A 24,058-nucleotide genomic window follows, 5' to 3' on the forward strand; every position below is an offset into this window, starting at 1 on the left:
CATGGATTACCTGAAACTCCTGAATGAGTCACAGCGAGCCGCTGTTTTAAATACCGAGGGCCCTTGTATGATCATCGCGGGCGCGGGCTCGGGCAAAACCCGGGTGCTTACCTACCGCATCGCGCATTTGCTGGAGAAGGGCGTGGACCCGTTCAACATTCTCTCCCTCACCTTTACCAACAAGGCCGCCAAAGAGATGCGCGGCCGTATTGAGAAAGTGGTGGGCCCCGAGGCCAAGAACCTCTGGATGGGAACCTTCCACTCCGTTTTCTCGCGCATCCTGCGGGCCGAGGCCCAGAAAATAGGCTATCCCAGCCACTTCACCATCTATGACTCCGATGACTCCAAAACGCTCATCCGGAACATAGTAAAGGAGATGAACCTGGACGATAAGCTCTACAAGCCCAACATGGTGCTGGGGCGTATCTCCGCGGCCAAAAACAAACTGATCTCCGTAGCCCAGTACCTTCGCGACCCTGCCATCCAAGCCGATGACGAAGCGGCGCTGCGCCCGAAAATAGGCCAGATATTCAAAATCTACTCCGAACGCTGCTTCAAGGCCGGTGCCATGGACTTTGACGACCTGCTCTTCAACACCAACGTGCTCTTCCGCGACCACGTGGACGTACTCAACAAATACCAGCACATTTTTAAGTACGTGATGGTGGATGAGTACCAGGATACGAACTACAGCCAGTACCTGATCACCCGTAAACTCTCGGCCAAAGACCGCAACATCTGCGTGGTGGGTGACGATGCCCAGAGTATCTACGCCTTCCGGGGTGCCGATATCCAGAACATCCTCAACTTTGAGCGTGATTACCCCGAGCTGGAGGTGTTTAAACTGGAGCAGAATTACCGCTCTACCCAGCACATTGTGAAGGCGGCCAACTCCGTCATCAAGAACAACAAGGCGCAATTGCGCAAAGACGTGTTCTCGGAGAACGAGGAAGGTCATTTGATTGATGTGATCAAAGCCAGCTCAGACAACGAGGAAGGCAAACTGGTGGCACACGCCATCTTTGAGGAGAAGATGAACCATCACCTCTCCTACGAGGATTTCGCTATCCTGTACCGTACCAACGCCCAGTCACGGGCCATGGAAGAGGCCCTGCGCAAGATGAACATCAAGTACCGTATTGTGGGCGGTTTATCTTTCTACCAGCGTAAGGAAATAAAGGATTTGATCTCATACCTGCGCCTGGCCATCAACCATAATGATGAGCAAGCCTTGCGCCGCGTGATCAACTATCCAAAACGCGGCATTGGCGATACCACCATTGAGAAGCTGATTGTCACCGCAAACGAAACCAACCACAGCATCTGGGAAGTGGTAAGCCACGCGAATCAACTGGTGGGCGGAAGAGCCGGAGCAGCCATTGACGACTTCGCGACCAAAATCAAGAGCTTCGCGGTCATCGCCCAGGAAAAAGACGCCTTTGAGGCCGCTACCTACATCGCCAAGCACTCGGGGTTGGTGGATGACCTGTATTCTGATAAATCGGTGGAAGGATTGGCCCGCTACGAGAACATCCAGGAGTTGCTGAACGCGATCAAGGAGTTCGTGGACGATCCGGAGAAAGAAGACAACTCGCTGGCTTTGTTCCTGCAGGACATCGCCCTGCTCACCGATTCTGACACAAAGAAAGAAGAGGAAGGCGAGTACGTGACCATGATGACCATCCACTCGGCCAAAGGTCTGGAGTTTAGGAACGTGTTTATCGTGGGCATGGAGGAAAACCTGTTCCCGAGCCAGATGATGCTGCAATCGCGCGCAGATCTGGAAGAGGAGCGCCGTCTGTTCTACGTGGCCATTACCCGTGCCGAGAAAAAGCTGACCCTCTCCTACGCCACCAGCCGCTACCAGTGGGGAAACCTGCGGGCCGCCGAGAAAAGCCGGTTCATTGACGAGATTGACCCCACGTACCTCAACTTCAAATTTGGGGATGAGCGCGGGCCGTTTGAAAAAGTGCTGCAGCGCAAAACCCCGGTGGCGCAGTTGATTTCACCCGCCAAAAAACCATCGACAGCCCCGGCCTACAACCCTCCTGCTGACTTTACGCCCAGTGATACATCCAACCTATCGGCTGGAATGCGCGTAGAGCACCCTAAATTCGGGTTCGGGACCGTCACCAAAATGGATACCCAGGGCAACTCCACCAAAGCTATCATTGAATTTGAGGGAGTAGGCGAGAAAACCCTGCTCCTGAGTTTTGCCAAGCTGCGCATACACGCATAAAGCGTCGCACGTAGCGGGTATCACGTGGCCAGTACATCGCTAAGAAAAATGAAGAGAGAACATCCAATCCGTTTTAAGCCTTCAATCCAAAAAAAGGCCTAAAACGGATGTTCTTTTGTCATGATACTTGGTACACGATACGTGATACGAACAAAAAATTCCTAATTTTGACTTTGCAACACATTCCATCACATGGTAGCCAGTTCCACTTTTAAACAAGAGCTTTTGCTGCGGGAGTACGGCCGCAACGTGCAGAACATTGTTCAGTACCTCCTTACGGTAGAAGACCGGACCAAACGGACGCAGTTGGCGCAATTGCTCGTGAACCTCATGGGCAGGTTGAACCCGAACGTGAAAGACATTCAGGATGCCCAGCAGACGCTTTGGAACCACTTGTACGTGATGTCTGACGGCAAGCTGGACGTGGATGCACCGTTTGCCCTGAGCGCCATGGAATACCTCAATGACAAGCCGCAGCGGGTAGATTATCCTGTTCAGAACCCTCGGTTTAAGCATTACGGCACCAACCTGGAGCGCCTTATTGAGAAAGCCAAGCAGATCAATGATCCGCAGGAGCGTGAGGCCGCAGTAATTTCCATCGGGAAACTCATGAAAGTGCTCTACCGGACCTACAACAAAGACAGCGTGACCGATGAGGTGATTTTAGAGAACCTGCGTGACCTGTCTAAAGGAGAACTGGACGTGAACCCTGCCCTGATGGAAAAAGGCAATTTGTTTGAAAGTACTATTAAAGCGCAGCAAGGCCCTGGGAACAACAACAATTACCAGAATAATAACCAGAAGTACAAGAACAACAACCAGAACAAGAATCAGAACCAGAACCGAAGTAAGAATAAATAAGAACGCATGGCTTCTTTTGAAGTAATAGGCGGCCGTACTTTACACGGCGAAATTATCCCGCAGGGAGCCAAGAACGAGGCCTTACAGATCTTGTGTGCTGTCCTTTTAACCGCCGAGCCGGTGGTGATCTCCAACATTCCAAACATCCGGGACGTCAACAAGCTCATTGAGCTGTTGCGTGACATGGGCGTAGACGTGGAGCAGACCGCACCAGACACCTACGTGTTCAAAGCCGAGGACGTAAACCTGGATTACCTCACCACCGACAAGTTCATTGAGCAGGCCCGCGCCATCCGTGGATCGGTGATGATTTTAGGTCCCATGCTGGCCCGTTACGGCGTAGCCAAGCTGCCCAAACCCGGAGGCGATAAAATCGGTCGTCGAAGACTGGATACGCACTTCCTGGCGTTTGAGAAACTGGGCGCTAAGTTCACCTATGATGCCAACGACAGCTTCTACCACCTGGAAGGCAAAAACCTGAAAGGCACGTACATGCTGCTGGACGAGGCCTCGGTGACGGGAACTGCCAACATTGTGATGGCTGCCGTTCTTGCCGAGGGAATCACCACCATTTACAACGCCGCCTGCGAGCCGTATCTGCAACAGCTTTGCAAGATGCTGAACCGCATGGGTGCCAAAATCAGCGGCATCGGGTCTAACCTGCTCATCATTGAGGGCGTGGAGAAACTGGGCGGTACTGAGCACCGCATGCTGCCAGACATGATCGAGATTGGATCTTTCATCGGCTTGGCCGGAATGACCGGTTCCGAGATCACCATCAAGGACGCCCAAATCCGTGAATTGGGGCTGATTCCAGATACGTTCCGGAGATTGGGAATCCAGATGGAGTTCCACGGCGATGATATCTTCATCCCGGCGCAGGACCACTACGAGATCGATACCTACATTGACGGGAGTATCCTAACCGTTTCTGACCACACCTGGCCAGGCTTCACCCCAGATTTGCTCAGCATCGCGCTGGTGGTGGCTACGCAAGCCAAAGGCACCGTGCTCATTCACCAGAAAATGTTTGAGAGCCGTCTGTTCTTCGTGGACAAACTCATTGACATGGGCGCCCAGATCATCCTCTGCGATCCGCACCGCGCTACCGTGATTGGTCATAACAGACAGGTATCGCTGCGCGGAATCTCCATGACTTCTCCTGATATCAGAGCAGGGGTTGCCTTGCTCATCGCCGCGCTTTCCGCCGAAGGCCGCAGCGTGATCCACAACATTGAGCAGATTGACCGCGGTTACCAGAACATTGATGGCCGCCTGAACGCCCTGGGTGCTCAGATCAATCGTCTTTAAAAAACCTTCAAAGCATTTTATGCAAAAGGGAGCCCAAAACGGCTCCCTTTTTGTTTACCGCTGCTTGTCCTCTTTCCAAGCCATTTTCTGAAAATCAGCTCCAAAACACCCTTCTGTTTTCAGGCATTCAAATTCGACCTGATTTCTTAATCATTCACCAGTTTTACCTGCTTCTTAAAAAAGGAGCCTAGAAACGAAAGCGCCCCCCTTTATATTGTCCTATTTGAATGGGTTACCTTTTTGAGGATGAAGGCATTAAGGTTAAACTTCGGCCTATGAAAACCCTCTCCGCTCCTCTTTCTCTTTTATTCATTTTATCGGTGACATTCCTCTTCAGCGGCTGTGAGGCTAAGCAGGAATCCATGTTGAATGAAGTGGCTGCAACCCAGGATGCTGCCGTCAGCACGGGTGAAACGAATGAGGCTAAGCCTAAAACACAGGAACACGTGATTCGGCAAGCCGAGGTGAAATTTGAGGTGCAGGACCTGTTTCAGAGCACGCAACGGGTAGAAAGCCTGGTTTCTGACATGGGTGCCACGCTTTCCAACACCACCCAGCACCAAACCGAAGATACCAAAACCACTGATTTCGTCATCAGGGTACAGCCCGAGAAGTTCAAGCCTTTGCTGCAGCAGCTTCAGAAAGAAAGCATCCGTTTAGACGTGCGCACCATTTCTTCCGAGGATGTGGGCCTGGAGTATGTAGACTTAGAAGCCCGTAAGAAAGCCAAAGAGGCCGTGGAGCAACGGTTCCTGGGTTTGTTGAAAGAAGCCAAAACCATTAAACAGGTCCTGGAAGTGGAGCGCGAGATACAGGCCGTACGGGAGCAAATTGAGAGCACCGAGGCCCGGTTGCGGTACCTGCAAAACCAAACGGCCTACAGCACCATTCGGTTATCTATGTACCAGGTCATTCCGGTTTCAACACCGCAGGAACCCGGCTTCGGAGCCCGTTTATTCGCTGCCCTTGATACTGGTTGGCAACTGTGGCTTTCGCTGGTGATCGGGTTCTTTTATCTCTGGCCGGTTTGGCTTGTGGGTTTAGGTATTATGATTTACCTGCGCAAAAGCAGGGTAGCATAATTGATTTTAAATACTCTGTTACAATATATTCTGTCATTCTGAAAGGACCTTGTTGGCGAACGGATATAGCTTTAAATAAGCGCTAGCCCAAAAGGTCCTTTCAGAATGACAGAAAAGAAAATCGATTTTTAAAACTCACTCACTCACTCACTCACTCACTCACTCACTCACTCACTCACTCACTCACTCACTTCTTTCTCTCTCCGACTTCCGCGGTAGAGTTCGTACTTGAAGAGACGGCATTCAATGGGGCCGTTGTAGAGCGGAATCCGGCGGGAAGGTTTTAACCCGATGTATTTGGCGGCTTCCAGGTTGCCGGTGAAGATGCAGGCATCCCAGTCCTGGAAATTAGATTTGAGGGTATCACCTATCATTTTGTAGAGGTCGTTGATCTCGCTTTCCTCGCCAATCCGCTCGCCGTAGGGTGGGTTCATGACAATCAGCCCTTGGTCAACGGGTTTTACGGCTTCCTTGAAGTTCAACTCCTTGACGCGCACGTATTGGTCCAGCTCGGCGTATTCCAAGTTCTGGAAAGCGGCTTCCACAAAGTCGGGGTCAACGTCTGAGCCGAAAATATCTACCTCCACGTCTGTTTCTTCTTTGGCGAGGGCTTCCTGGTACACACGTTTGTAGAGCTCGGCATCATAGTCGGGCCAGCGCATGAAACCATAGTCGCGGCGGTACACCCCCGGAGCGATGTTGTGGGCCAGCATGGCAGCCTCGGCCAGGAACGTACCGGAACCGCACATGGGGTCATACAAGGGAGTGCGCTTGTCCCAGCCGCTCAGCAGCAGGATTCCGGCCGCCAGTACCTCGTTCAGCGGCGCCACGTTCGTTTGCTGGCGGTAGCCGCGCCGGTGCAACGAATCACCGGAGGAGTCCAGAGCCAGGGTCACGATGTTCTCGTGCATGTGCAGGTTCAGGCGGATGTCAGGCGTAGTCACATCAATGTTGGGCCGCCTGCCGGTCTTCTCCCGGAACTGGTCTACGATGGCATCCTTGGTCAACTGCGACACATACAGCGAATGCTCAAACGTGGAACGGGAAACCACCGCGTTTATAGCAAAAGTATCGTTCAAACCCATGTACAAGTCCCAATTGATCTCGCGCACTTTCAGGTATAATTCTTTTTCATCACGGGCCTTGAACTGGGCAAACGGCTTCAGGATACGGATGGCGGTGCGGCAGCAGATATTGGCTTGGTACAGTAAAAACTGGTTTCCGCTGAAGGTGACCGCCCGTACCCCGGGTTTCACATATTGCGCGCCTAAATCGCGGAGTTCCTGGGCCAACACTTCTTCCAGACCCGCCAGAGTGGTTGCCGTCATGTTGAAATTACCCGATGATTTTGATTTGGCCATAGTGCGCAGCGTTGAAGGGATGAATCTTGTTTTACGGCGCAATTTCGCAAAAAAAGCAGGCACCGCCGCAACTTTCGTCATTGGTGGATTTTTCCCATCAAGGAGTAAGGCTTTTCAGGAGGCTATACTGGTAAAAAACTGAAACTTTCAGGGGGCTAGGGTTTTTAGAAATGAGATATATTCCTAATATTGGTATTTAGCTAAATCCCACCAAAAATTTAAGATGTCCAAAACCGTTACTTCTCATTCTTCGCCGGGGAATGTTCAGGCAACCCAAACAAACTACGCCCGCTCCATGGCCATCATCGGGGCGCTGTTCTTTGTGTTCGGGTTTGTGACCTGGCTGAATTCCGTGCTCATCCCCTATCTTAAAATCGCCTGTGAGCTGAACAACTTCGAGTCTTACCTGGTGGCCTTCGCTTTTTACATTGCCTACCTGGTCATGGGCATTCCGGCCAGCTGGCTGCTGAAAAAGACGGGTTACAAGAAAGGAATGGCGGCGGGATTACTGATCATTGCCATTGGTGCCCTGATCTTTGTTCCGGCAGCCATGACGCGTACTTACGCCTTGTTTCTTTTAGGCCTATTTGTGCAGGGCACGGGTTTAACCGTACTACAGGCGGCAGTGAACCCATATGTCTCCATCATTGGGCCTCCCGAAAGTGCTGCCCAGCGCATCAGCATTATGGGTATCTGCAACAAGATTGCCGGTTCAGCTGCTCCATTTATTTTGGGAAGTATCTTATTGGCGGGAGCCGATGACCTGGTCGCCTCTTTGGAGACCATGGATGTCGCCCAGAAAGCGCAAGGTCTGGATGCCCTGGCTTCGCGGGTAATCACGCCCTACCTGATCATCATGGGGGCTTTGATTGTTCTAGCGGTTTTCACGTTCTTCTCTGGCTTACCCGAGGTGGATACGGAGCAGGAGGACGAAACCGTGGCGGCGGCCAATACCGGCAAAACCAGTGTGTTCCAGTTCCCGCACCTGGTGATAGGCGTCTTAAGTTTGTTCCTGTATGTGGGTGTGGAGGTAATGGCCGGAGACACCGTGATCAGCTATGCTTCCAGCCAAGGCATTCCGCTGGAGGAGGCCTCGCGCTTTACCACCTTTACCCTGTGGGCCATGATCGCCGGGTACATCATCGGGATTATCGCTATTCCTAAGTACCTGAGCCAGCACAAGGCACTGCAGATCTGCGCCGTTTTAGGGGTGGTTTTCACTTTGATGGCCATTTTCACCGAGGGCTACGTTTCGGTTCTGAGCATTTCTTTGCTGGGCCTGGCGAATTCCCTGATGTGGCCTGCCATCTTCCCGCTGGCCATCGCTGACCTGGGCCGGTTTACCAAAATGGGGTCTTCCCTGCTCATCATGGGCATTGCTGGGGGCGCTTTGTTGCCCCTCCTCTACGGGTTCCTGGCCGATCTGGTGAATCCACAGCAGGCGTACTGGATGATGGTTCCGTGCTACGTGTTCATCTGGTATTTCGCCGCCATCGGGTACAAAATCAGAACAAGATAAGATATTATTCCATTTCGAGGCCGTTTTCCTGAAAGCAGCCCTGAAACCAAAAGCCACCTCTCACCGGGGTGGCTTTTTCTATGCGTTCCTTCCGCCACTGATTTATCTGTGCATTTCCGTACTTTTGCCTTCACACTCTAATTCCTTTGCATGACTATTCAGAGAGAAGCATCGTTGCAACCATACAATACCTTCGGGATTGACGCCCAGGCCAGCCTTTTGGCAGAGTTCAGATCCGTGGAAGAACTGCGGGAATTGCTTCGGAACCCCGAGGTCAAGGACCTTCCCAAACTGATTCTGGGCGGGGGCAGCAACATCCTCTTTACCCAGAATGTGGAGGCAGCCGTGCTCCTGAACCGCATCAAAGGCATTTCGCAAACCGAAGAACCAGACGGCAAGCACGTGCTGGTGACCTCCGGCAGCGGTGAGACCTGGCATGATCTGGTGCTGTACACCCTGGAGCACGACTTAGGCGGCATTGAGAACCTTTCCCTGATACCTGGTACGGTGGGCGCGGCTCCCCTGCAGAACATCGGGGCATACGGCGTGGAGTTGAAAGACACCTTTGTTTCCCTGGAAGCGCTGGAGATTGCCACCGGAGAGGTGGTTTCCTTCAACCATGACCAATGTGGTTTTGGGTACCGCGAGAGTGTTTTCAAGAAAGAAGCGAAAGGCAAATACATTGTGACCTCGGTTACCCTGCGGCTTACCAAAGAGCACACCTTCAACACTTCTTACGGAGCCATCCAGGACACCCTGGCCAAGCAGCAGGTGAAAGAATTAAGTTTGAAAGCCATTAGTGAGGCCGTTTGCCACATCCGGAGAAGCAAACTCCCCGACCCGGCCAAGATTGGGAATGCGGGCTCCTTTTTCAAAAACCCCGAGATTCCGCAGGCGTTATTTGAAATACTTAGAGCCCAATACCCCGGCATCCCCGGCTACCCGGTAAGTCCCGAAACGGTGAAAGTACCTGCTGGCTGGCTTATTGAACAATGCGGCTGGAAAGGCAAGATCCTGGGCAAGCATGGCGTACACAAAGACCAAGCCCTTGTGCTGGTTAACTACGGTGGCGCGGCCGGCAATGATGTGAAAGCCCTGGCCTACGAGATTATCCATTCGGTGGAGGAAAAATTCGGCATTACGCTCACGCCCGAGGTAAATATCATCTAAAGTCTGTCCCCAGAAAACGGATGACCACGGCTGAATTTCAAGCGCTTTTAACCGAAGGCAAACCCAAAAGCAAAGGCCACGCCGATGAAGCTGCCCTTTTCATTCTTGAAAACGGGGAAGACTTGTTGGCTGCCTTATGGCCCTGTCTGTTTGATTTGAACCCAGGCGTGCGGTCAAGAGCTGCCCACGTGGTAGAAGCCGTCGCTAAAAAGCAACCTTCCTGGTTTAAGCCTTACCAAAATGAGATTCTAGAAAATTTGGCTCTTCCAGAGCTTGACCCCGCTTTCTACTTCTTCATTCCTTCTTTATTGGGTTTGCTGCATTGGTCAGATGAAGAGGTGCCCACCGTTGTAGATCGGCTTCAATATTGGCTTCAGTACCTGGACCATCAGTTTGTGAAAGTATTCTGCCTCCAATCACTCACCGACCTTGCCCGGCAGCAGCCCTGGTTAAAGCAGGAGGTAGAGGAATTGATGCACCACCACATGGCCAAAGGCGGAAAAGCCATCAACGCCCGGGGCCGAATGTTACTGAAAATCCTTGCCAAACTGTAAGACTCGCTGTTTCAATAAAACAGGGCCTGCTAAGAAGCAGGCCCTGTTTTATGATTATGCTTTAGAGCCCTTTTCTGAAAAAGAGACCTAAAGCGCTTATTACTTTAGCACGATGATAGAAACCCCGTCACCGCCGCGCTCCACGTGTTCATCGGCGACGCTGGCTACTTCCCGAAGGGTGCGCACGTAATCCCGGATGATCTGCTTCAGGATACCGTTGCCGCGGCCGTGGATGATCTTCACCTCGGGCATGCCCAGCATGATGGCATCGTCCATGAAGTTCATGACGGTGGTCAGGGCTTCCTCGGCGCGTTGGCCGCGCACATCCAGGTTGTACTGGAAGTCGGCCATGCGTTGGGTAACGTCCAGGCCTTTAGATGGCGCTACTGCCGCCGCCAGTTCCTTCTCCTTTTTCGCCTTTTCACGCACTACATTCGGATCAGGGCGTTCCAGTTTCTCCAGCTTCACAATGGTCTTCAGCCCGCCGAAGCTAACTTCCGCGGTCTTCCCTTTGATGGCCAACAACTCACCTACTGAATCCTGCCCGATCAAGGCTACGCGCTCGCCCGGCTGCAATGGTCCCGTAGGCACCGATCCGTTGCGCTTGAAAACCGGCTTCGGCTCAGGCGTTAGCTTCTCTTTGAACGCATCCAGTTGCTGACGGGCCGCTTTGGTCTGTTCTTTGTCGGCTTGGCTGCGTTTGATCTGCTCAATGGTACTCTCAATCTGTTGGTTCGCATCTTTCAAGAGCAACTTGGCCTGGCCTTTGGCGGTCCGGATGATATCCTGCTTGCTTTCCTCCAGGTGCTGTTTGAGAGCGGTATATTCCTCCACCTGTTTCTGCAGTTTCCGCTCGTGTTTAGCCACTGCGGCGTTTTTGCGCTCCAGATCGGTTTTCTCCTGCTCCAATTGCTCCAGCAGTTTGTCGTAGCGGATTTTCTCCTTCCCTACCAGCGTTCCGGCTTTCTCAATGATGTTCTTCGGCAAGCCGATTTTACGGGCGATTTCCAAAGCGAAGGACGAACCCGGTTTCCCGATTTCCAACTGGTACAGCGGCTGCAACTCGGCGGGGTTATAGCGCATGGCACCGTTTATAATGCCTTCGTTCTTCTCAGCGAAGTTCTTCAGGTTGGTGTAGTGCGTGGTGATCACCCCGAAGACTTTCTGCTGATGCAACTGCCCCAAAACCGCCTCGGCAATAGCTCCGCCCAACGCAGGCTCCGTTCCCGTACCAAACTCGTCAATGAGCACCAGTGACTTTTTATCGGCGAGCAACACAAACTGCTTCATGTTTTGCAGGTGCGAACTGTACGTACTCAGGTCATTCTCAATGGATTGTTCGTCGCCCATGTCCAGAAAAACATCCCCGAACAGACCAGCCTCAGAACCTTCATCCACCGGAATCAACAGACCACATTGCAACATGTACTGCAGCAAACCCGCTGTCTTCATGGCCACCGATTTACCCCCGGCGTTGGGTCCTGAGATCAATAAGATGCGTTGTTCCTGGTCTAAATCCAAGGACAAAGGCACTGCTTTCTTCCCTTGCGCCTGCAGCGTAAGGTGCAGAATTGGGTGACGCGCGTTCTTCCATTTCATCACCGGCCGCTTGTGCAGCTCCGGCATGATGGCACCTAATTTATTGGCCACCACAGATTTAGCCCGGATAAAGTCCAGCAACGCCAGGAACTGGTACGCCTTGCGCAAACCCGGCAGATGATGCCGCACTTGGTTTGTAACAGCTGTCAACAACCTGATCAGCTCGCGGTGGTAGGCGTTCTCCAGGTCCTTGATGTCGTTGTTCAGTTCAAACACGCTCTCGGGCTCCAGGAACACGGTTTGTCCCGTAGCCGATTCATCGTGGATGAGGCCTTTGATGCGGCGTTTGTACTCGGCAATCACCGGGATCACTAGACGGCCACCACGGATGGTGGGCTCGGCATCACCGGGCGTCCAGCCTTCGTTTTTGGCGTGGCGCAGGATGCTGCTGATGGTTTTACGGAGTTGCGTCTGCTGGCCAATGAGATCGCGCTTTACACGTTGTAGTTCCGGGGAGGCATCGTCTTTCACGTTGCCGTTGTCATCTACCAGTTTCTCCAGCGCAGCCACCAGTTGCCGGTCTACCTCCACCCCAATGGTGAGGGCTTTTAAGGCAGGGTACTCTCCTTCTTCTGACTCCACGAAAAATCCCAGCGCCTGCCGGATGGCCCGCAAGGACATTTTCACCTCAAAAACGCCTCGCACTTCCAGGAATGCGCCTTCCAAGGCAGCCCGGTTCAGGTGCTCGGTCACGTCAAAGTAATAGCTGGAGGGGAAATCTTCGCCGGAACGCAGGATGTTGGCAAACTCATGCGATTGCTGCAACAGCCGTTGTACCAAATCAAAGCGGTCCAGAAAGGACACCCGCTCCACGAATTTACGTCCCAAGGGACTTAAACAGGCTTCAGACAGCATCTCTCTGATCTGGGTGAACCCTATTTTCTGCTCAAAATTTGATGGATATATCAAGTCTTCGTTTTTTCTAGTTTTATCTTAAGCTTCCAGCCCGTTTTCACAAAAGTAAGCTAAAAACAGGATTGGTCAGGATTATAGAACATAGCCCAAGGGCGGGATGTTCCCTGCGTAATCACTATAATTATACCCTAACATTACTTAACATATTAAACAAGCTAAGTACATTGTTAGAATTTCTCCTCTATTCCCAGCCCGAACAAGGCGTAGTCATATTTCACCGGATCAGCGGGATCAAACTGCCGGAGGTTCTGGGTGAGTTCCTCGGCCATAGCCCAATCAGATTGGGTGCGTTGGATCAAACCTAGTTGCCGGGCCACGCGCTGCACGTGTACATCACAAGGGCAAACCAAATCAGCGGGTGACATTTGCCCCCAGATCCCGAAATCCACGCCTTGATCATCTTGCCGTACCATCCAGCGCAGGTACATGTTGATGCGCTTGCACGCCGATTTCTTGGCTGGCGTGGAAATGTGCTTACGGGTGCGGTGGGGAGCCTCAGGCAGGGAGAAAACCAAGCTGTAGAAAAATTCCAACCGGGCTTTCTGGGAGGTAAGCGGTGCGTCTGGATACCCTACAAAGGCTTCCTCTAAACTCTCGTGCCGCTCGTAAAACCATCGGAAGAAATGCACCAGGTACAGCAGATCGGTGTCATTGAAGGTGCGGTGTTTGAAGCCGAGAAGCTGTTTCAAATCATCGTCCTGGTGTTGGGTGATGAACTGGTAAGGGGCGTTGTCCATGCGCTGCAGGAGTTCGCGGCACTTGTTGATGATGGTTTTGCGCTGCCCCCATGCCAGGATGGCGGCAAAAAATCCGGCGATCTCAATGTCCTGTTTCTGTGTGAACAGGTGCGGAATGGAAACCGGATCATGCGGGATAAAGTCTGGCGTGTTATACCGTTTGTAGCGGTCTTCCAGTAGGGCTTCCAGCTGGGAAGAGGTGTAGGACATAGGCTTGGGGCAAGCAGAGAATCTAGGTTATGGTTCTATACGGATTTAACCGGTTGAAATACAAAGAGGCAAAAAACGGGACCAGAGCGGCTTCCGTTTTTTGCCTCTTTTCACAAAATAGGCTTTAAAAAGCTTAGGGCATGTAAGACACTTCTACCCGGAAGCGTTTGTCAACGGCACCAATCTGCTGGCAGGCTTTTCTGGAAAGCTTTACCACCACTTTGTCGTTGTCGCCGGTATCGGGCAGTTTACCAATCACCCGCACGTACACGGTTTGATCGTTCATGGGGTTTTTCACGGCCATGATGGTTCCCACGGGAGCGGATTTGTGCAAAGCCAGGAACTTGTTGGCATCGGTGCGGGTATCAATCTGCTCGGCCATGCCGCTCTCGTTAACACGGGAAACATATTCAGATGTCTTTGGCGCAGGTTTGTCTTCCTCTACGTCTCCTTTGGCAGAAACCGGGGCAGCCGTTTTAGAGGTGGTCGCAACGGCCGTTGAAGGAGTGACGGTTTTAGAAGTAGTGGCTACCGGTGTTACAGGTGCGCTGGTGGCCTGCTTGGGAGTGGTCACAACGTCATCCGACTCCGGCACATACACCTTGGCATTGGCTGCGGCTTGGGACGGCGCCTTCTCCCCTACGCCTACAATCATTTTCTGCCCTACCTTCACGGTAGAAGCCGTCAGCTTGTTCCACTTCTTCAGGTCGTCAATGCTTACGCCGTGCTGGTTAGCGATGGAGAACATGGTTTGGCGGGCCTGCACCGTGTGGATCTTGTTTCCTTTGGCGTCTACCTCAAACGTACGGTTTGCCGCGGGGCTAGCCACCGGGGTCTCTGCCGATGCGGTAACCGTAGAAGCGGAACTGGTGCTGCCTCCCTTCATGGGAATGAGCACGGTTTGGCCCACAATCAAGGCCTTGTTCACGTTCTTGTTAGACGCTACAATCTGGTCAACGGCTACTCCGTACTTGCGGGCTAATGCATACAGGGTTTCACCGGGGGTTACTTTGTGGGTGATGTAGGTTTTTCCGTTTTGGGTTTTCACCCCGGTTGAATCTCTGGGGAATAATGTCTCGGCGGAGGCGGCGCCATAAGAAACCATGAGACATCCCAATACAAACACAAACTTCTTTAACATGGACTCTACTTCATTTATTCTTTAACAAACACAGGGAAAGAGGGGATTTATTCCTTTCAGGATATTCACCTTTGAAGAAATCAAATCACAAGACAAAACGCCTTCTTTCCAGGTCACCAACATTTCTAAAAGCCCTATAAATCAGGGCTAAAGCACAAGTGAGGGTGTAAGTTACCAAAAATTTCAATAACCTTCTTCCTCCCTTTTCCGTTTAGCGCAAGCCAATAAGGGTTTTAGAACAGGTACACCACTTTAAATTCTTCGTTCAAGGTAAGGGCCGCTTCAAATTTGTTGCCAGTTTTGGGCGAGGTGAACCCTTTTATCTTGCCGGTCTTTCCTTTCAGCACCAAAGCCTGGATCTGGCTCTCAGAAAGTGTTTTGCCGTGCAACTCAAAAGGCACCATAAACTGGCACCCTTCCCTGAACCGGCTGCAGCCGTAGGCGGTCTTTCCCTTGAGCATCTGGCCCTGGCTGCATTTGGGGCAGATCATCACCACCGGCTTCTGTTCCTTGGTCTCTGCCCTTTCCAGTTGCAGTTCATGGGAAGAAGACAACACAAAGGCAGCGTCAAACTTGTCCCCTGATGCTTCGTCCACAAAGCCTTTTACCACCGGGCTTTTTCCTTTTTTCAAAAGTGCCTGCACCTGCTTTTCTCCCAATGGCTTTCCATGGAACGTCATAGGCAGCCGGAAAGTACAACCCTCTCTGAATCGGGCGCAGCCGTAAGCCTGACTTCCCTTTAGGATATGTCCAGTTTTACAGGCCGGGCAACTTCCTAAACCGTTGGTGGGAGCAGCTGCGTTTTTAGGCTCTTTTTTGGATTTCTCACCCTTTTTGGCGGGTTCCTTTTCCTGGGGTTTAGCCGCTGCCTCGGTAGGCTGAAGGGTTACCTTATGCGTATCCTGCTTTACCTCCTGCACCATTTCCCACACCAAGCCTTTCAATTCGCGCAGGAAATCATCGGCGGAAAACTCACCGCCTTCAATCTGCCGAAGCTTTTTCTCCCACTGACCCGTCATCTCCGCAGATTTGAGAGTGGGGTTTCTAATGACCTGGATCAGGTCGATGCCCATTTGGGTGGGTAGTATTTTCTTTTTCTCCTTCCGGATGTAGTTGCGTTTAAACAACGTTTCAATGATGGCCGCACGGGTAGAAGGCCTCCCGATGCCGTTTTCTTTTAGGGCTTCTTTCAATTCATCGTCCTCCACCTGTTTTCCGGCCGTTTCCATGGAACGCAGCAAAGTAGCCTCGGTGAAGTCCTTGGGCGGGCTCGTGGATTTCCGTTCCAGCAAAGGCTCATGAAGTCCCCGCTCACCGGCATCAAAGTGCGGCAACACCGCCAGTTCCTCCTCTTTCTCCTCTCCTTCAGCGGATGGTTTGCCAGCTGGTTTAGGAGCGGAGGTGTTTTCTTCCGGGCCGTACACCACGCGCCAGCCGGGCTCCAAGATTTGCTTTCCTTTCGCCCGGAACGCGTGTTGGGCCGCCTCGCCGTTTACCACGGTATTGCTCACAATACAATCTGAGTAAAAGGCGGCAATGAACCGTTTGGCTATCACATCAAACACCTTAGCCTCGGTACCGAACAAACCTCGGGCTTCAGACCCGGTAGGAATGATGGCATGGTGATCGGTCACCTTATTATTATTGAACACCTTTCCAGATTTCCTGATTTTCTTACCCACCAATTCCTGGGTGAGGTGCTGGTAGCCGGTGAGCCCGCTCAGGATACTGGGAATTTTGGGGTAAATATCATCGGGCAGGAAGGTGGTGTCAACGCGGGGATAACTGACTACTTTCTTCTCGTAGAGACTCTGTACCGTTTTGAGGGTTTCATCGGCGGACATCCCGAACTTGTTGTTGCATTCTACCTGTAGTGAGGTCAAGTCAAACAGCCGGGGTGAACTTTCGGTGCCCCGTTTGGTTTCCACATCCTTGATCTCAAACTCAGAAGGCCTGATCTGCTCCAGAATTTCCAGCGCCTTCGCCTCGTCTTTGAAACGGCCCGAGGTGCTGCTGAAGGTCACCTCACGGTACACGGTTTTCAGTTCCCAGAACGGCTCAGACTTGAAGTTCTGGATCTCCAGGTGACGGTGCACAATCATGGCCAGTGTGGGCGTCTGCACCCGGCCCAGGGAAAGCAACTGCCGGCCCTGTGCGTATTTTACAGTGAACAGTCGGGTGGCGTTAATGCCCAGAAGCCAGTCCCCAATAGCGCGGCTTTTGCCGGCCTGGTACAACTGGTCAAACTCTTTGCCGTCGCGGAGTTGGGCAAAACCTTGCCGAATAGCCTCCTCGGTGAGCGATGAAATCCAGAGGCGTTTGAAGGGTTTCCGGTACTTGGCCTGGTGCAGCACCCACCGCTGAATCACCTCCCCTTCCTGGCCGGCATCGCCGCAGTTGATGACTTCTTCGGCCTTCTCAAGCAAACCCTGAATGATCTTGAACTGCTGCTCTACCCCTTTGTTGCTGATGAGTTTAATGTCAAAACGGTCTGGTACCAGAGGCAGGTCTGGCAGATACCAGCGCTTCCAGTTGGGGTTGTAATCGTCTGGTTCGCAGAGTTGGCAGAAGTGCCCGAAGGTCCAGGTGACCTGGTACCCATTGCCTTCAAAATACCCGTTCATCTTGGTCTTGGCACCAAGCACTTGGGCAATCTCACGGGCTACACTAGGCTTTTCGGCGATGCAGAGTTTCAAGGCTATTTTTCTAAAATCAGGTCAAAATCGAACCCCAAAGGTACGCAAAATTGAGGGCGTTTGCCAATTCAGAGTGGATTACACCCATATAGTACTTTACCTATGTTTTGCAACTTTCACACTCCTCCATCGATTTTCTTTATCATTTCTATATCAAACCATTACCCTACTTTAAACAGCTTACAGACGTCAGTAACTGCTTCTACATTTTGGTATTTATACTTAACTAAGCCTTTAGGCTCTCGTATATATTAACCGATTCCCTATGGGTATCAAAAGAATACATCTTTCACCTTAAACTATAAACAACTATGAGAAATCACGGAATGGGGTACGATGCATTTAACTCGTACCGCTCTGGACATGAAAACACGAGTCGTAGTGAATGGGGTAGCTTAGGCAACCGCATGGAAGGACAAGGTAATAAAGACTATCAATCTTACGGTGGCAGCATGAACCGCGGCAACACCGGTGACCGTGGCGAAAGCAATTTTACCAGCCAGGGAGGATCTGTTTATAGTGGAAATCTCGGTGACAGACAGGAAAACCACTACAGCAGCCAAGGTTCAAACTACGGCGGAAACCAATACCGCTCCGGCAACCAAAGTGACCAGAACAGAGGAAGCATGGGCGGCCAATACGGAAACAGCAGCGGCTGGAGCGGACACTCCATGCAAGGCGGCAGCGGCAATATGCAGAACAGAGGCGGTTCTTCTAACCAGGGAGGCTACGGCTCTTCCATGGGTAGTCAGAACAGCATGAACCAAGGCGGCTACGGAGCTTATGGCTCCGGCTCTAACCAGGGTTCCTCTAATTACGGTTCTTCTAATTATGGTTCCTCTAACTACGGCTCATCGGGCCAGGGTTCACGGGGCGGCTCTAATTACGGTCAAAGCGGCTCTTCTAATACCGGAGGCTCCTCTTCTAACATAGGCACTTACGGCGGCGCCCGTTCAGGCTACGCTGGATCATCTTCCGGAAACACTTCTGGCGGCGCTCTGGACAGAGGCAATGCGTACAGCAACTACGGTAGCTCCAATGATTTCCGCGGATCAGGTTCTGGCTATGGTTCTTCGGGTTCTTCCAACTACGGGAGCCAACGCGGCGGTCAATCATCCGGATCAAGCAACTACGGCGGGTCTTTTGGCCATAGCGGGTCTTCGTATGGGGGAAATACCGAGTCTTCTTACGGGCAGTCTTCCAGAGGCGGTTCTGGATATGGAATGAGCGGCAACTCTGGAATGGGTGGCAATATGGGCTCTTCCTCCGGAATGAACCGTGGCTCCAACTCCCGGGACAATGACCGTCACTCTTCCGGCGGATCGTCTAACATGTACGGTACCAACAACCAAAGCAACTACCGCGGCGGAAGCGGCTGGATGAGCAGCAATGACAACGATGACCAGGATCATGCACGCTTCAGCCACGGAAACGCAAACGAAAACCGTTTCTCAGATGACTACAGCCATCCGTCTAACATGAACCGCGGCAGAGACTATGACCAGGACCGTTATAGCCACAACCGCAGCCATGACAACGACAATGATGATAACCAGGGAGAAGGCTTCTTCGAAAGAATAGGTCATGGCATCAAAGACGCCTGGAACAGCATTGCCGGCGATGATGACAACAATGACAACAACCGCAGAAACTCTGCCGGTGGCCCTCCTTACAACTACGGCGCTGGCTCTAACAACGCCGGTTGGTAATCTTCCTTCAAAGGAATAAAACAGAAAGCTCCTCCGTTTTGGAGGGGCTTTCTTCATTTAACAACTAAACCAATCAATCTAAAATCAAGCTTATTGCATGCCGTAGATGTGCTCAAAACCTTTGACCATGTACTCTTTCACATCCAGGTTTTTCAGGATACCTTCCCGGATGTCGTACACCAGGCCATGCAGTTGCGGCGGCTCATCGGTTTTCAAAGCGTTCTGGATAATGGAAGTTTTTGAGAGGTTGATCACCTGCTCAATCACGTTCAACTCCACTAACCGGCGGAAACGCTGCTCATCATCTGTGATGGACGTGAACTCGTCTTCATGGATGCGAATCACGTCTTTAATGTTGGTGAGCCAGTTGTCAATCAAGCCAAACTGCTTGTCGCTCATAGCAGCAGCCACACCACCACAACCGTAATGGCCTACTACCATCACGTGTTTCACTTTCAATACCTCCACCGCGTATTGCAGCACAGACAAAAGGTTGATGTCTGTATGCACCACCATGTTGGCGATGTTGCGGTGCACGAACATTTCTCCCGGACCGGTACCAGAAATCTGGCTGGCCGGCACCCGGCTATCAGAACATCCAATGAACAGGTATTTGGGGGCCTGGCCTTTGGCTGAACGTGCAAAGAACTCTGGATCTTCCTGGTTCTTTTTCTCTACCCATTCGCGGTTTCCGGTTAAAATCCGCTCCATGTCTGGGTGCAAGGGATCATTATTTATAGCATTCATATAAATTAAATTAGTGCATTCCAATTGTTTTAACAGATGGTATGTCCCGAAGGGTTAACCGAATATCTTTTTCGTGCGCCACGGTTCTGAAATTCTGGATGGCTTCCAGCACATCATAGTCAATGTACGTTGACTGAGAACCATCAATGATTACCTCGCTATTCTCAGGCAGATGGTCTAAGGTAAGGGCTACACTGGCTTTGTTCAGGAAAGAAACGTTCTCGCTCAGTTTGATATGGATTTTCTCCTGTCCTTCGTGGTTTTCGCGCTTGAAGAAGTAAGGCGATTTATAGTTGGCTTTCAGGATGTAGAATACTCCAACCACCAAACCAATAGAAATACCTTTCAGAAGGTCGGTGAACAGGATAGCCACAATGGTGATGATGAACGGCAGGAACTGGTCCATACCCAATCTCCACTGCGTTTTGTAAAGCACCGGCTTGGTGAGCTTGAACCCTACCATCAAAAGAACGGCGGCCAGAGCAGCAAGAGGAACCAGCCCTAACACGTTGGTCAGGAACAGGATACTGAGCAACAGGAACACCCCGTGGAAGAAGCTGGATAGTTTAGATTCACCACCGGCGTTCACGTTGGCCGAGCTGCGGACTATCACCGCGGTAAGCGGAATACCACCAATTAAACCACTCATTACGTTACCAATACCCTGGGCTTTTAACTCACGGTTTGTAGGCGTACGGCGCTTGTGCGGGTCTAGTTTATCTACGGCTTCCACGCTTAGCAAACTCTCCAAGCTAGCCACAATGGCAAGGGTGATACCAATAACCCAAACCTGCGAATTGGTGATGGCTGCCCAATCTGGGAAACGCAACTCGTTCAGCAGAGAGGCTGGGCCGGAGATTTCGGGTAAGTTCACCAGGTGCGAATCGGCGATGGCCAAGGCCGGGGAAGAACTCTGGAACAACAGGTTCAAGCCAATGGCCACGATTACCGCGATAAGGGCTCCAGGAACCAGCTTCAGAATGGAATTACGCTGGATAAACGAACGCTCCCACAGAATCAGGATAGCCAGTGAGACAACCCCCACAATCAAAGAACCAACCTGTAATTTATTACTGAACGCGTATCCAATCTCCGTAAAAGTATTTCGTCCATCTGACTGAAGGAAGTTCAGGTCACCCAGGAAATCCTCATCGGCCCCCAGGAAGTGCGGGATCTGCTTCAGAATCAAGATAAGACCGATGGCGGCCAACATCCCTTTGATTACCGACGAGGGGAAGTACAAGCCAATAATACCGGCTTTCAGGAAACCCAGGATGATCTGGAAAACCCCGCAGAGCACCACGGCCAGCAAAAAGACTTCAAAACTGCCCAAGGTCTGAATCCCGTTGATGACAATCACCGTTAAACCGGCGGCCGGGCCGCTCACGCTCAACTGCGAACCACTCGCCCACGACACCACCAAACCACCAATTACCCCGGCGATCAAACCTGCGAATAGAGGTGCGCCGGAGGCAAGGGAAATCCCGAGGCAAAGCGGCAATGCCACCAGAAAAACCACCAACCCTGCAGACAAATCCTTGCCCACAGTACTAAACAAACCCCTTTCTTTCATACGCTGTTACTTTTGCAGTTCATTGCCAATCTGGCAACGGTTTTACTTTGTTATTGATTTCTATTCTACAAAAGTCACAAGAGGGTATTAAGGTGGAATTAAAACCAGATTAAAATTCGATTAAAATCAAAATTCGTTTTTAAAGAAACTGCTTTAGAATCGAGGACGCCTTAAAGGTGTTTTCTCAAAATCGAGTGCAAAACAAAGAATCAAAGGCAGATCACTTTTGGGTAATGATGAAACAAAAACGGATAATGGATTGGAAATGGGGCGTTCCGTTTTGGAAGGAACACCTTATATAAACCCTTCAACTAATTCCCACACCCATTTATCTTTCAACGTATTCGCAAGCTTTTAAACCGTTTTTCTAAAATCGGCTTTAAAACAAAGGTAGCGTGGCGATGCCTGTTCAAGAAAGTAAAAAGGATCAGAAGATCAGATCTTATACACTTCGTAGAGTTTGGGAAGCGTAATGGTGACCTCGGTGCCTTGGTTTAGTTGCGAGTGAACCGCAATGGAACCCCGGTGTAGTTTGATGATCTTCTCGGCAAGGGGCAACCCAATGCCGTGGCCAGAGATATCGCGCACGCTCTCGGCCCTGAAAAACGGAACGAACACCTTGCGCACGTCTTCTTCGGCCATGCCGATGCCCTGGTCACTTACCCGTAAGTTTAAGGCTCTGGGCTGCACTTCAATGGAAGCGGTGATGGAAGGATTGCTGCCCGAGAACTTGGCGGCGTTTTCCAGTACGTTAACCGTGGCAATGAGCAAAAGGGCCTCGTTTCCTTTGATCATCAATTCGTTTTCATCTTCGGGCATGTTCGCGAAGGCCACTTCCACTTTCATATGCGGCTGCCGTTTGCGGGCCTCGGCACAGGCCTGCCACACCAGTTCATCCATCCGGAGGTCTGCCATCTGCACTTTGGAGGAATCTGTACTAGCCTGCACCATCTGTAGCAGTCCGTTGGAGAGCTGGGCCAATAAGTGCGCGTCTTCTAAAATAGATTTGAGCACCCGCTCGTATTCCTCGGGCTGGCGTTTGTTCATGAGGGCCACCTGCAACTCACCTATCATGGCGGTGAGCGGGGTACGCAGCTCATGCGAGGCGTTTGACACAAACGTTCGCTGGACCTCAAAGGCCCGTTCCAGGCGGTCTAAAAGGTTGTTGAAGGTCTTGGCAAGTTGGGCAACTTCATCCTCGCCTTCGGCTTGGCTTAAGCGGTGGTGCAGATCTGATGCCTTGATTTTCTCTACCTCTGACACCACCTTCAGAAAAGGCCGAAGTGCGGCCCGTGAGAAGGCCATTCCGCACAGCACCACCGTAGCCAGGGCCATCACAAATCCTGTCAATAGCAGCGTGCGCAGGTGCTGCAGCTTGTTCAGGTTGTATAAGTCTATGGACGAGGCCAAAACGTAATTGTACTGCCCTCGGTGCAGATACCGAATACCCACTACCTGTCGGTCACCCTGATCCAGGCGTACTTCCCCTTGCTGGTTCAACTGCTGCAAAACGTGGAGCGGCACGTTCATGGTATCTTCCCCCTCGCTGAAAATTAGCTGGTGGTCCTGATTATACACTTTCACTACCTCGCGGGGAAGCATCTGGAAATAAAGCCGCTGGTCCAGGGCGTGCTGTTGCTGACTGACGGTGTCAGCGTCTAAGACGTAGTGGGCAGTGGCGTAGGCGCGGTTGAGAATACGGCCGTAGAAATCGTTTTTGCGGTACAGCGCGCTGAAGTAGTACACAGACACCGAGAACAACAGCAAGATGCCGGTGAAAATGGCGGTGAACTGAAGCGTGAGTTTGGTTTTTATTTTCATTTCTCTTCCATCTCCTTCATCACGTACCCCATGCCTACCAGCGTATGAATCAGTTTGGGGGTAAAGTCTTTGTCTATCTTTTTGCGCAGGAAGTTGATGTACACGTCAATCACGTTACTGCCGGTATCAAAGGAAGTTTCCCAGACCTGCTCAATGATGTCTACCCGCGAGACCACCCGTTCTTTGTTGCGCAGCAGGTACTGAAGCAAGGCGAACTCCCGGGCCGTTAACGAGATGGGTGTGCCCTTACGGAAGACGGTTTTCTTCTGCACATCCATTTCAAGGTCGGCAATTTTCAGCACCTCGGTGCCCACGCTTTCCTGGGCTCTCCGGGTCAAAGCCCTGATACGCGCCAGCAGTTCCTGAAACTCGAAGGGCTTCACCAGGTAATCATCGGCGCCGGAGTCCAGGCCCAGGATTTTGTCATCAGTGCTGCCCAGGGCCGTCAGCATGAGAATGGGCACCGTCAAACTTTGCTGCCGAATGAGCTTGCATACCTCCACCCCATTCATTCTAGGTAGGATGACGTCCAGAATCACCAGCGCGTACTCGTTTTCGGTAGCGAGCTTGGCACCATAGAAACCGTCATACGCCTGCTCCACCTCATACATCTGCTCCTCTAATCCTTTCTTGATGAAAGCACTTACTTTGGGTTCGTCTTCAATGAGCAGGATTTTCATAGGTCAGGTAACGGATGGTTGGGCTTGACAAAGGTAAACAATCAAGGCATATGGAAGGGAAGTCAGATCTTCCACCTAACAGAAGATCGGAATTATCTCAGGTTCAGAGTTTGTTGTAAATGCCTTATTTCCC

Annotated in this window: 17 protein-coding genes; 8 read left to right on the plus strand and 9 right to left on the minus strand. The window is 51.6% G+C overall.

What is annotated here, in order from left to right; translation table 11 throughout:
- The first annotated feature begins 1 nt into the window (after nt 1).
- The 4 genes from EFB08_RS20790 to EFB08_RS20805 all read left to right on the plus strand — a co-directional run bounded on the left by EFB08_RS20790 (nt 2) and on the right by EFB08_RS20805 (nt 5,493).
- Nucleotides 2-2,239: an ATP-dependent helicase gene (locus EFB08_RS20790; RefSeq protein WP_123128898.1), complete on the plus strand. Its 2,238-nt coding sequence runs from the start codon at nt 2-4 to the stop codon at nt 2,237-2,239.
- 192 nt (nt 2,240-2,431) lie between these two features.
- Nucleotides 2,432-3,100 carry a DUF4290 domain-containing protein gene (locus tag EFB08_RS20795; protein WP_123128899.1) on the plus strand — a complete coding sequence of 223 codons (669 nt, stop codon included), beginning with the start codon at nt 2,432-2,434 and terminating at the stop codon, nt 3,098-3,100.
- A gap of 6 nt (nt 3,101-3,106) precedes the next feature.
- Complete coding sequence (gene murA, locus EFB08_RS20800; protein ID WP_123128900.1) at nt 3,107-4,411, plus strand: UDP-N-acetylglucosamine 1-carboxyvinyltransferase; 1,305 nt, start codon at nt 3,107-3,109, stop codon at nt 4,409-4,411.
- 275 nt (nt 4,412-4,686) lie between these two features.
- Complete coding sequence (locus EFB08_RS20805; RefSeq protein WP_165864983.1) at nt 4,687-5,493, plus strand: DUF4349 domain-containing protein; 807 nt, start codon at nt 4,687-4,689, stop codon at nt 5,491-5,493.
- Between the two features lie 179 nt (nt 5,494-5,672).
- Here the strand turns inward: EFB08_RS20805 and EFB08_RS20810 are convergent, their stop codons facing one another.
- On the minus strand, nt 5,673-6,854 hold the full coding sequence (locus EFB08_RS20810; RefSeq protein ID WP_123129080.1) for a THUMP domain-containing class I SAM-dependent RNA methyltransferase: 1,182 nt from the start codon (nt 6,852-6,854) through the stop codon (nt 5,673-5,675).
- 223 nt (nt 6,855-7,077) lie between these two features.
- Here EFB08_RS20810 and EFB08_RS20815 point away from each other — a divergent pair, with 223 nt between their 5' ends.
- The 3 genes from EFB08_RS20815 to EFB08_RS20825 all read left to right on the plus strand — a co-directional run bounded on the left by EFB08_RS20815 (nt 7,078) and on the right by EFB08_RS20825 (nt 10,097).
- A complete protein-coding gene (locus EFB08_RS20815; protein ID WP_123128902.1) occupies nt 7,078-8,373 on the plus strand; it encodes a sugar MFS transporter in 1,296 nt (431 codons plus the stop codon).
- A 150-nt stretch (nt 8,374-8,523) separates the two neighbouring features.
- Nucleotides 8,524-9,543 carry a UDP-N-acetylmuramate dehydrogenase gene (gene murB, locus EFB08_RS20820; RefSeq protein WP_123128903.1) on the plus strand — a complete coding sequence of 340 codons (1,020 nt, stop codon included), beginning with the start codon at nt 8,524-8,526 and terminating at the stop codon, nt 9,541-9,543.
- 20 nt (nt 9,544-9,563) lie between these two features.
- Nucleotides 9,564-10,097 (plus strand): hypothetical protein, encoded by a 534-nt coding sequence (locus tag EFB08_RS20825; protein ID WP_123128904.1) that lies wholly within the window; start codon nt 9,564-9,566, stop codon nt 10,095-10,097.
- 99 nt (nt 10,098-10,196) lie between these two features.
- On the opposite strand, the gene EFB08_RS20830 is transcribed toward EFB08_RS20825, so the two are convergent.
- From EFB08_RS20830 to EFB08_RS20845, 4 genes are all read right to left on the minus strand, one after another.
- The gene (locus tag EFB08_RS20830) at nt 10,197-12,605 is read right to left on the minus strand and encodes an endonuclease MutS2 (RefSeq protein ID WP_123128905.1); all 2,409 of its coding nucleotides are present in this window, start codon (nt 12,603-12,605) and stop codon (nt 10,197-10,199) included.
- A 173-nt stretch (nt 12,606-12,778) separates the two neighbouring features.
- The gene (locus tag EFB08_RS20835) at nt 12,779-13,558 is read right to left on the minus strand and encodes a TIGR02757 family protein (protein WP_123128906.1); all 780 of its coding nucleotides are present in this window, start codon (nt 13,556-13,558) and stop codon (nt 12,779-12,781) included.
- Between the two features lie 133 nt (nt 13,559-13,691).
- The gene (locus EFB08_RS20840) at nt 13,692-14,699 is read right to left on the minus strand and encodes a LysM peptidoglycan-binding domain-containing protein (protein ID WP_227006428.1); all 1,008 of its coding nucleotides are present in this window, start codon (nt 14,697-14,699) and stop codon (nt 13,692-13,694) included.
- Nucleotides 14,700-14,932: 233 nt separating this feature from the next.
- Entirely contained in the window at nt 14,933-17,395 is a 2,463-nt protein-coding gene (locus tag EFB08_RS20845) for a type IA DNA topoisomerase (RefSeq protein WP_123128908.1), read from the minus strand.
- A gap of 311 nt (nt 17,396-17,706) precedes the next feature.
- Here EFB08_RS20845 and EFB08_RS20850 point away from each other — a divergent pair, with 311 nt between their 5' ends.
- A complete protein-coding gene (locus EFB08_RS20850) occupies nt 17,707-19,104 on the plus strand; it encodes a hypothetical protein (RefSeq protein WP_125077823.1) in 1,398 nt (465 codons plus the stop codon).
- 90 nt (nt 19,105-19,194) lie between these two features.
- Here EFB08_RS20850 and EFB08_RS20855 read toward each other — a convergent pair whose 3' ends face one another.
- The 4 genes from EFB08_RS20855 to EFB08_RS20870 all read right to left on the minus strand — a co-directional run bounded on the left by EFB08_RS20855 (nt 19,195) and on the right by EFB08_RS20870 (nt 23,925).
- A complete protein-coding gene (locus EFB08_RS20855) occupies nt 19,195-19,851 on the minus strand; it encodes a carbonic anhydrase (protein WP_227006429.1) in 657 nt (218 codons plus the stop codon).
- A gap of 10 nt (nt 19,852-19,861) precedes the next feature.
- The gene (locus tag EFB08_RS20860; RefSeq protein WP_123128910.1) at nt 19,862-21,424 is read right to left on the minus strand and encodes a SulP family inorganic anion transporter; all 1,563 of its coding nucleotides are present in this window, start codon (nt 21,422-21,424) and stop codon (nt 19,862-19,864) included.
- A gap of 435 nt (nt 21,425-21,859) precedes the next feature.
- Complete coding sequence (locus EFB08_RS20865; protein ID WP_123128911.1) at nt 21,860-23,245, minus strand: HAMP domain-containing sensor histidine kinase; 1,386 nt, start codon at nt 23,243-23,245, stop codon at nt 21,860-21,862.
- Nucleotides 23,242-23,925, minus strand: coding sequence for a response regulator (locus tag EFB08_RS20870; RefSeq protein ID WP_123128912.1), 684 nt, complete (start codon nt 23,923-23,925; stop codon nt 23,242-23,244). Before EFB08_RS20870 ends, EFB08_RS20865 begins: the two co-directional genes overlap by 4 nt.
- Between the last annotated feature and the right edge of the window lie 133 nt (nt 23,926-24,058).

This window comes from Rufibacter latericius, assembly GCF_003721515.1.
Taxonomy (GTDB): domain Bacteria; phylum Bacteroidota; class Bacteroidia; order Cytophagales; family Hymenobacteraceae; genus Nibribacter; species Nibribacter latericius.

What these genes read in the sequence shown, in the direction of transcription:
- EFB08_RS20840 (WP_227006428.1), bottom strand. Translation starts at nt 14,699, where the DNA reads ATGTTAAAGAAGTTTGTGTTTGTATTGGGATGTCTCATGGTTTCTTAT.
- murB (WP_123128903.1), top strand. Translation starts at nt 8,524, where the DNA reads ATGACTATTCAGAGAGAAGCATCGTTGCAACCATACAATACCTTCGGG.
- EFB08_RS20860 (WP_123128910.1), bottom strand. Translation starts at nt 21,424, where the DNA reads ATGAAAGAAAGGGGTTTGTTTAGTACTGTGGGCAAGGATTTGTCTGCA.
- EFB08_RS20810 (WP_123129080.1), bottom strand. Translation starts at nt 6,854, where the DNA reads ATGGCCAAATCAAAATCATCGGGTAATTTCAACATGACGGCAACCACT.
- EFB08_RS20835 (WP_123128906.1), bottom strand. Translation starts at nt 13,558, where the DNA reads ATGTCCTACACCTCTTCCCAGCTGGAAGCCCTACTGGAAGACCGCTAC.
- EFB08_RS20865 (WP_123128911.1), bottom strand. Translation starts at nt 23,245, where the DNA reads ATGAAAATAAAAACCAAACTCACGCTTCAGTTCACCGCCATTTTCACC.
- EFB08_RS20805 (WP_165864983.1), top strand. Translation starts at nt 4,687, where the DNA reads ATGAAAACCCTCTCCGCTCCTCTTTCTCTTTTATTCATTTTATCGGTG.
- EFB08_RS20870 (WP_123128912.1), bottom strand. Translation starts at nt 23,925, where the DNA reads ATGAAAATCCTGCTCATTGAAGACGAACCCAAAGTAAGTGCTTTCATC.
- murA (WP_123128900.1), top strand. Translation starts at nt 3,107, where the DNA reads ATGGCTTCTTTTGAAGTAATAGGCGGCCGTACTTTACACGGCGAAATT.
- EFB08_RS20850 (WP_125077823.1), top strand. Translation starts at nt 17,707, where the DNA reads ATGAGAAATCACGGAATGGGGTACGATGCATTTAACTCGTACCGCTCT.
- EFB08_RS20795 (WP_123128899.1), top strand. Translation starts at nt 2,432, where the DNA reads ATGGTAGCCAGTTCCACTTTTAAACAAGAGCTTTTGCTGCGGGAGTAC.
- EFB08_RS20855 (WP_227006429.1), bottom strand. Translation starts at nt 19,851, where the DNA reads ATGAATGCTATAAATAATGATCCCTTGCACCCAGACATGGAGCGGATT.
- EFB08_RS20825 (WP_123128904.1), top strand. Translation starts at nt 9,564, where the DNA reads ATGACCACGGCTGAATTTCAAGCGCTTTTAACCGAAGGCAAACCCAAA.
- EFB08_RS20790 (WP_123128898.1), top strand. Translation starts at nt 2, where the DNA reads ATGGATTACCTGAAACTCCTGAATGAGTCACAGCGAGCCGCTGTTTTA.
- EFB08_RS20815 (WP_123128902.1), top strand. Translation starts at nt 7,078, where the DNA reads ATGTCCAAAACCGTTACTTCTCATTCTTCGCCGGGGAATGTTCAGGCA.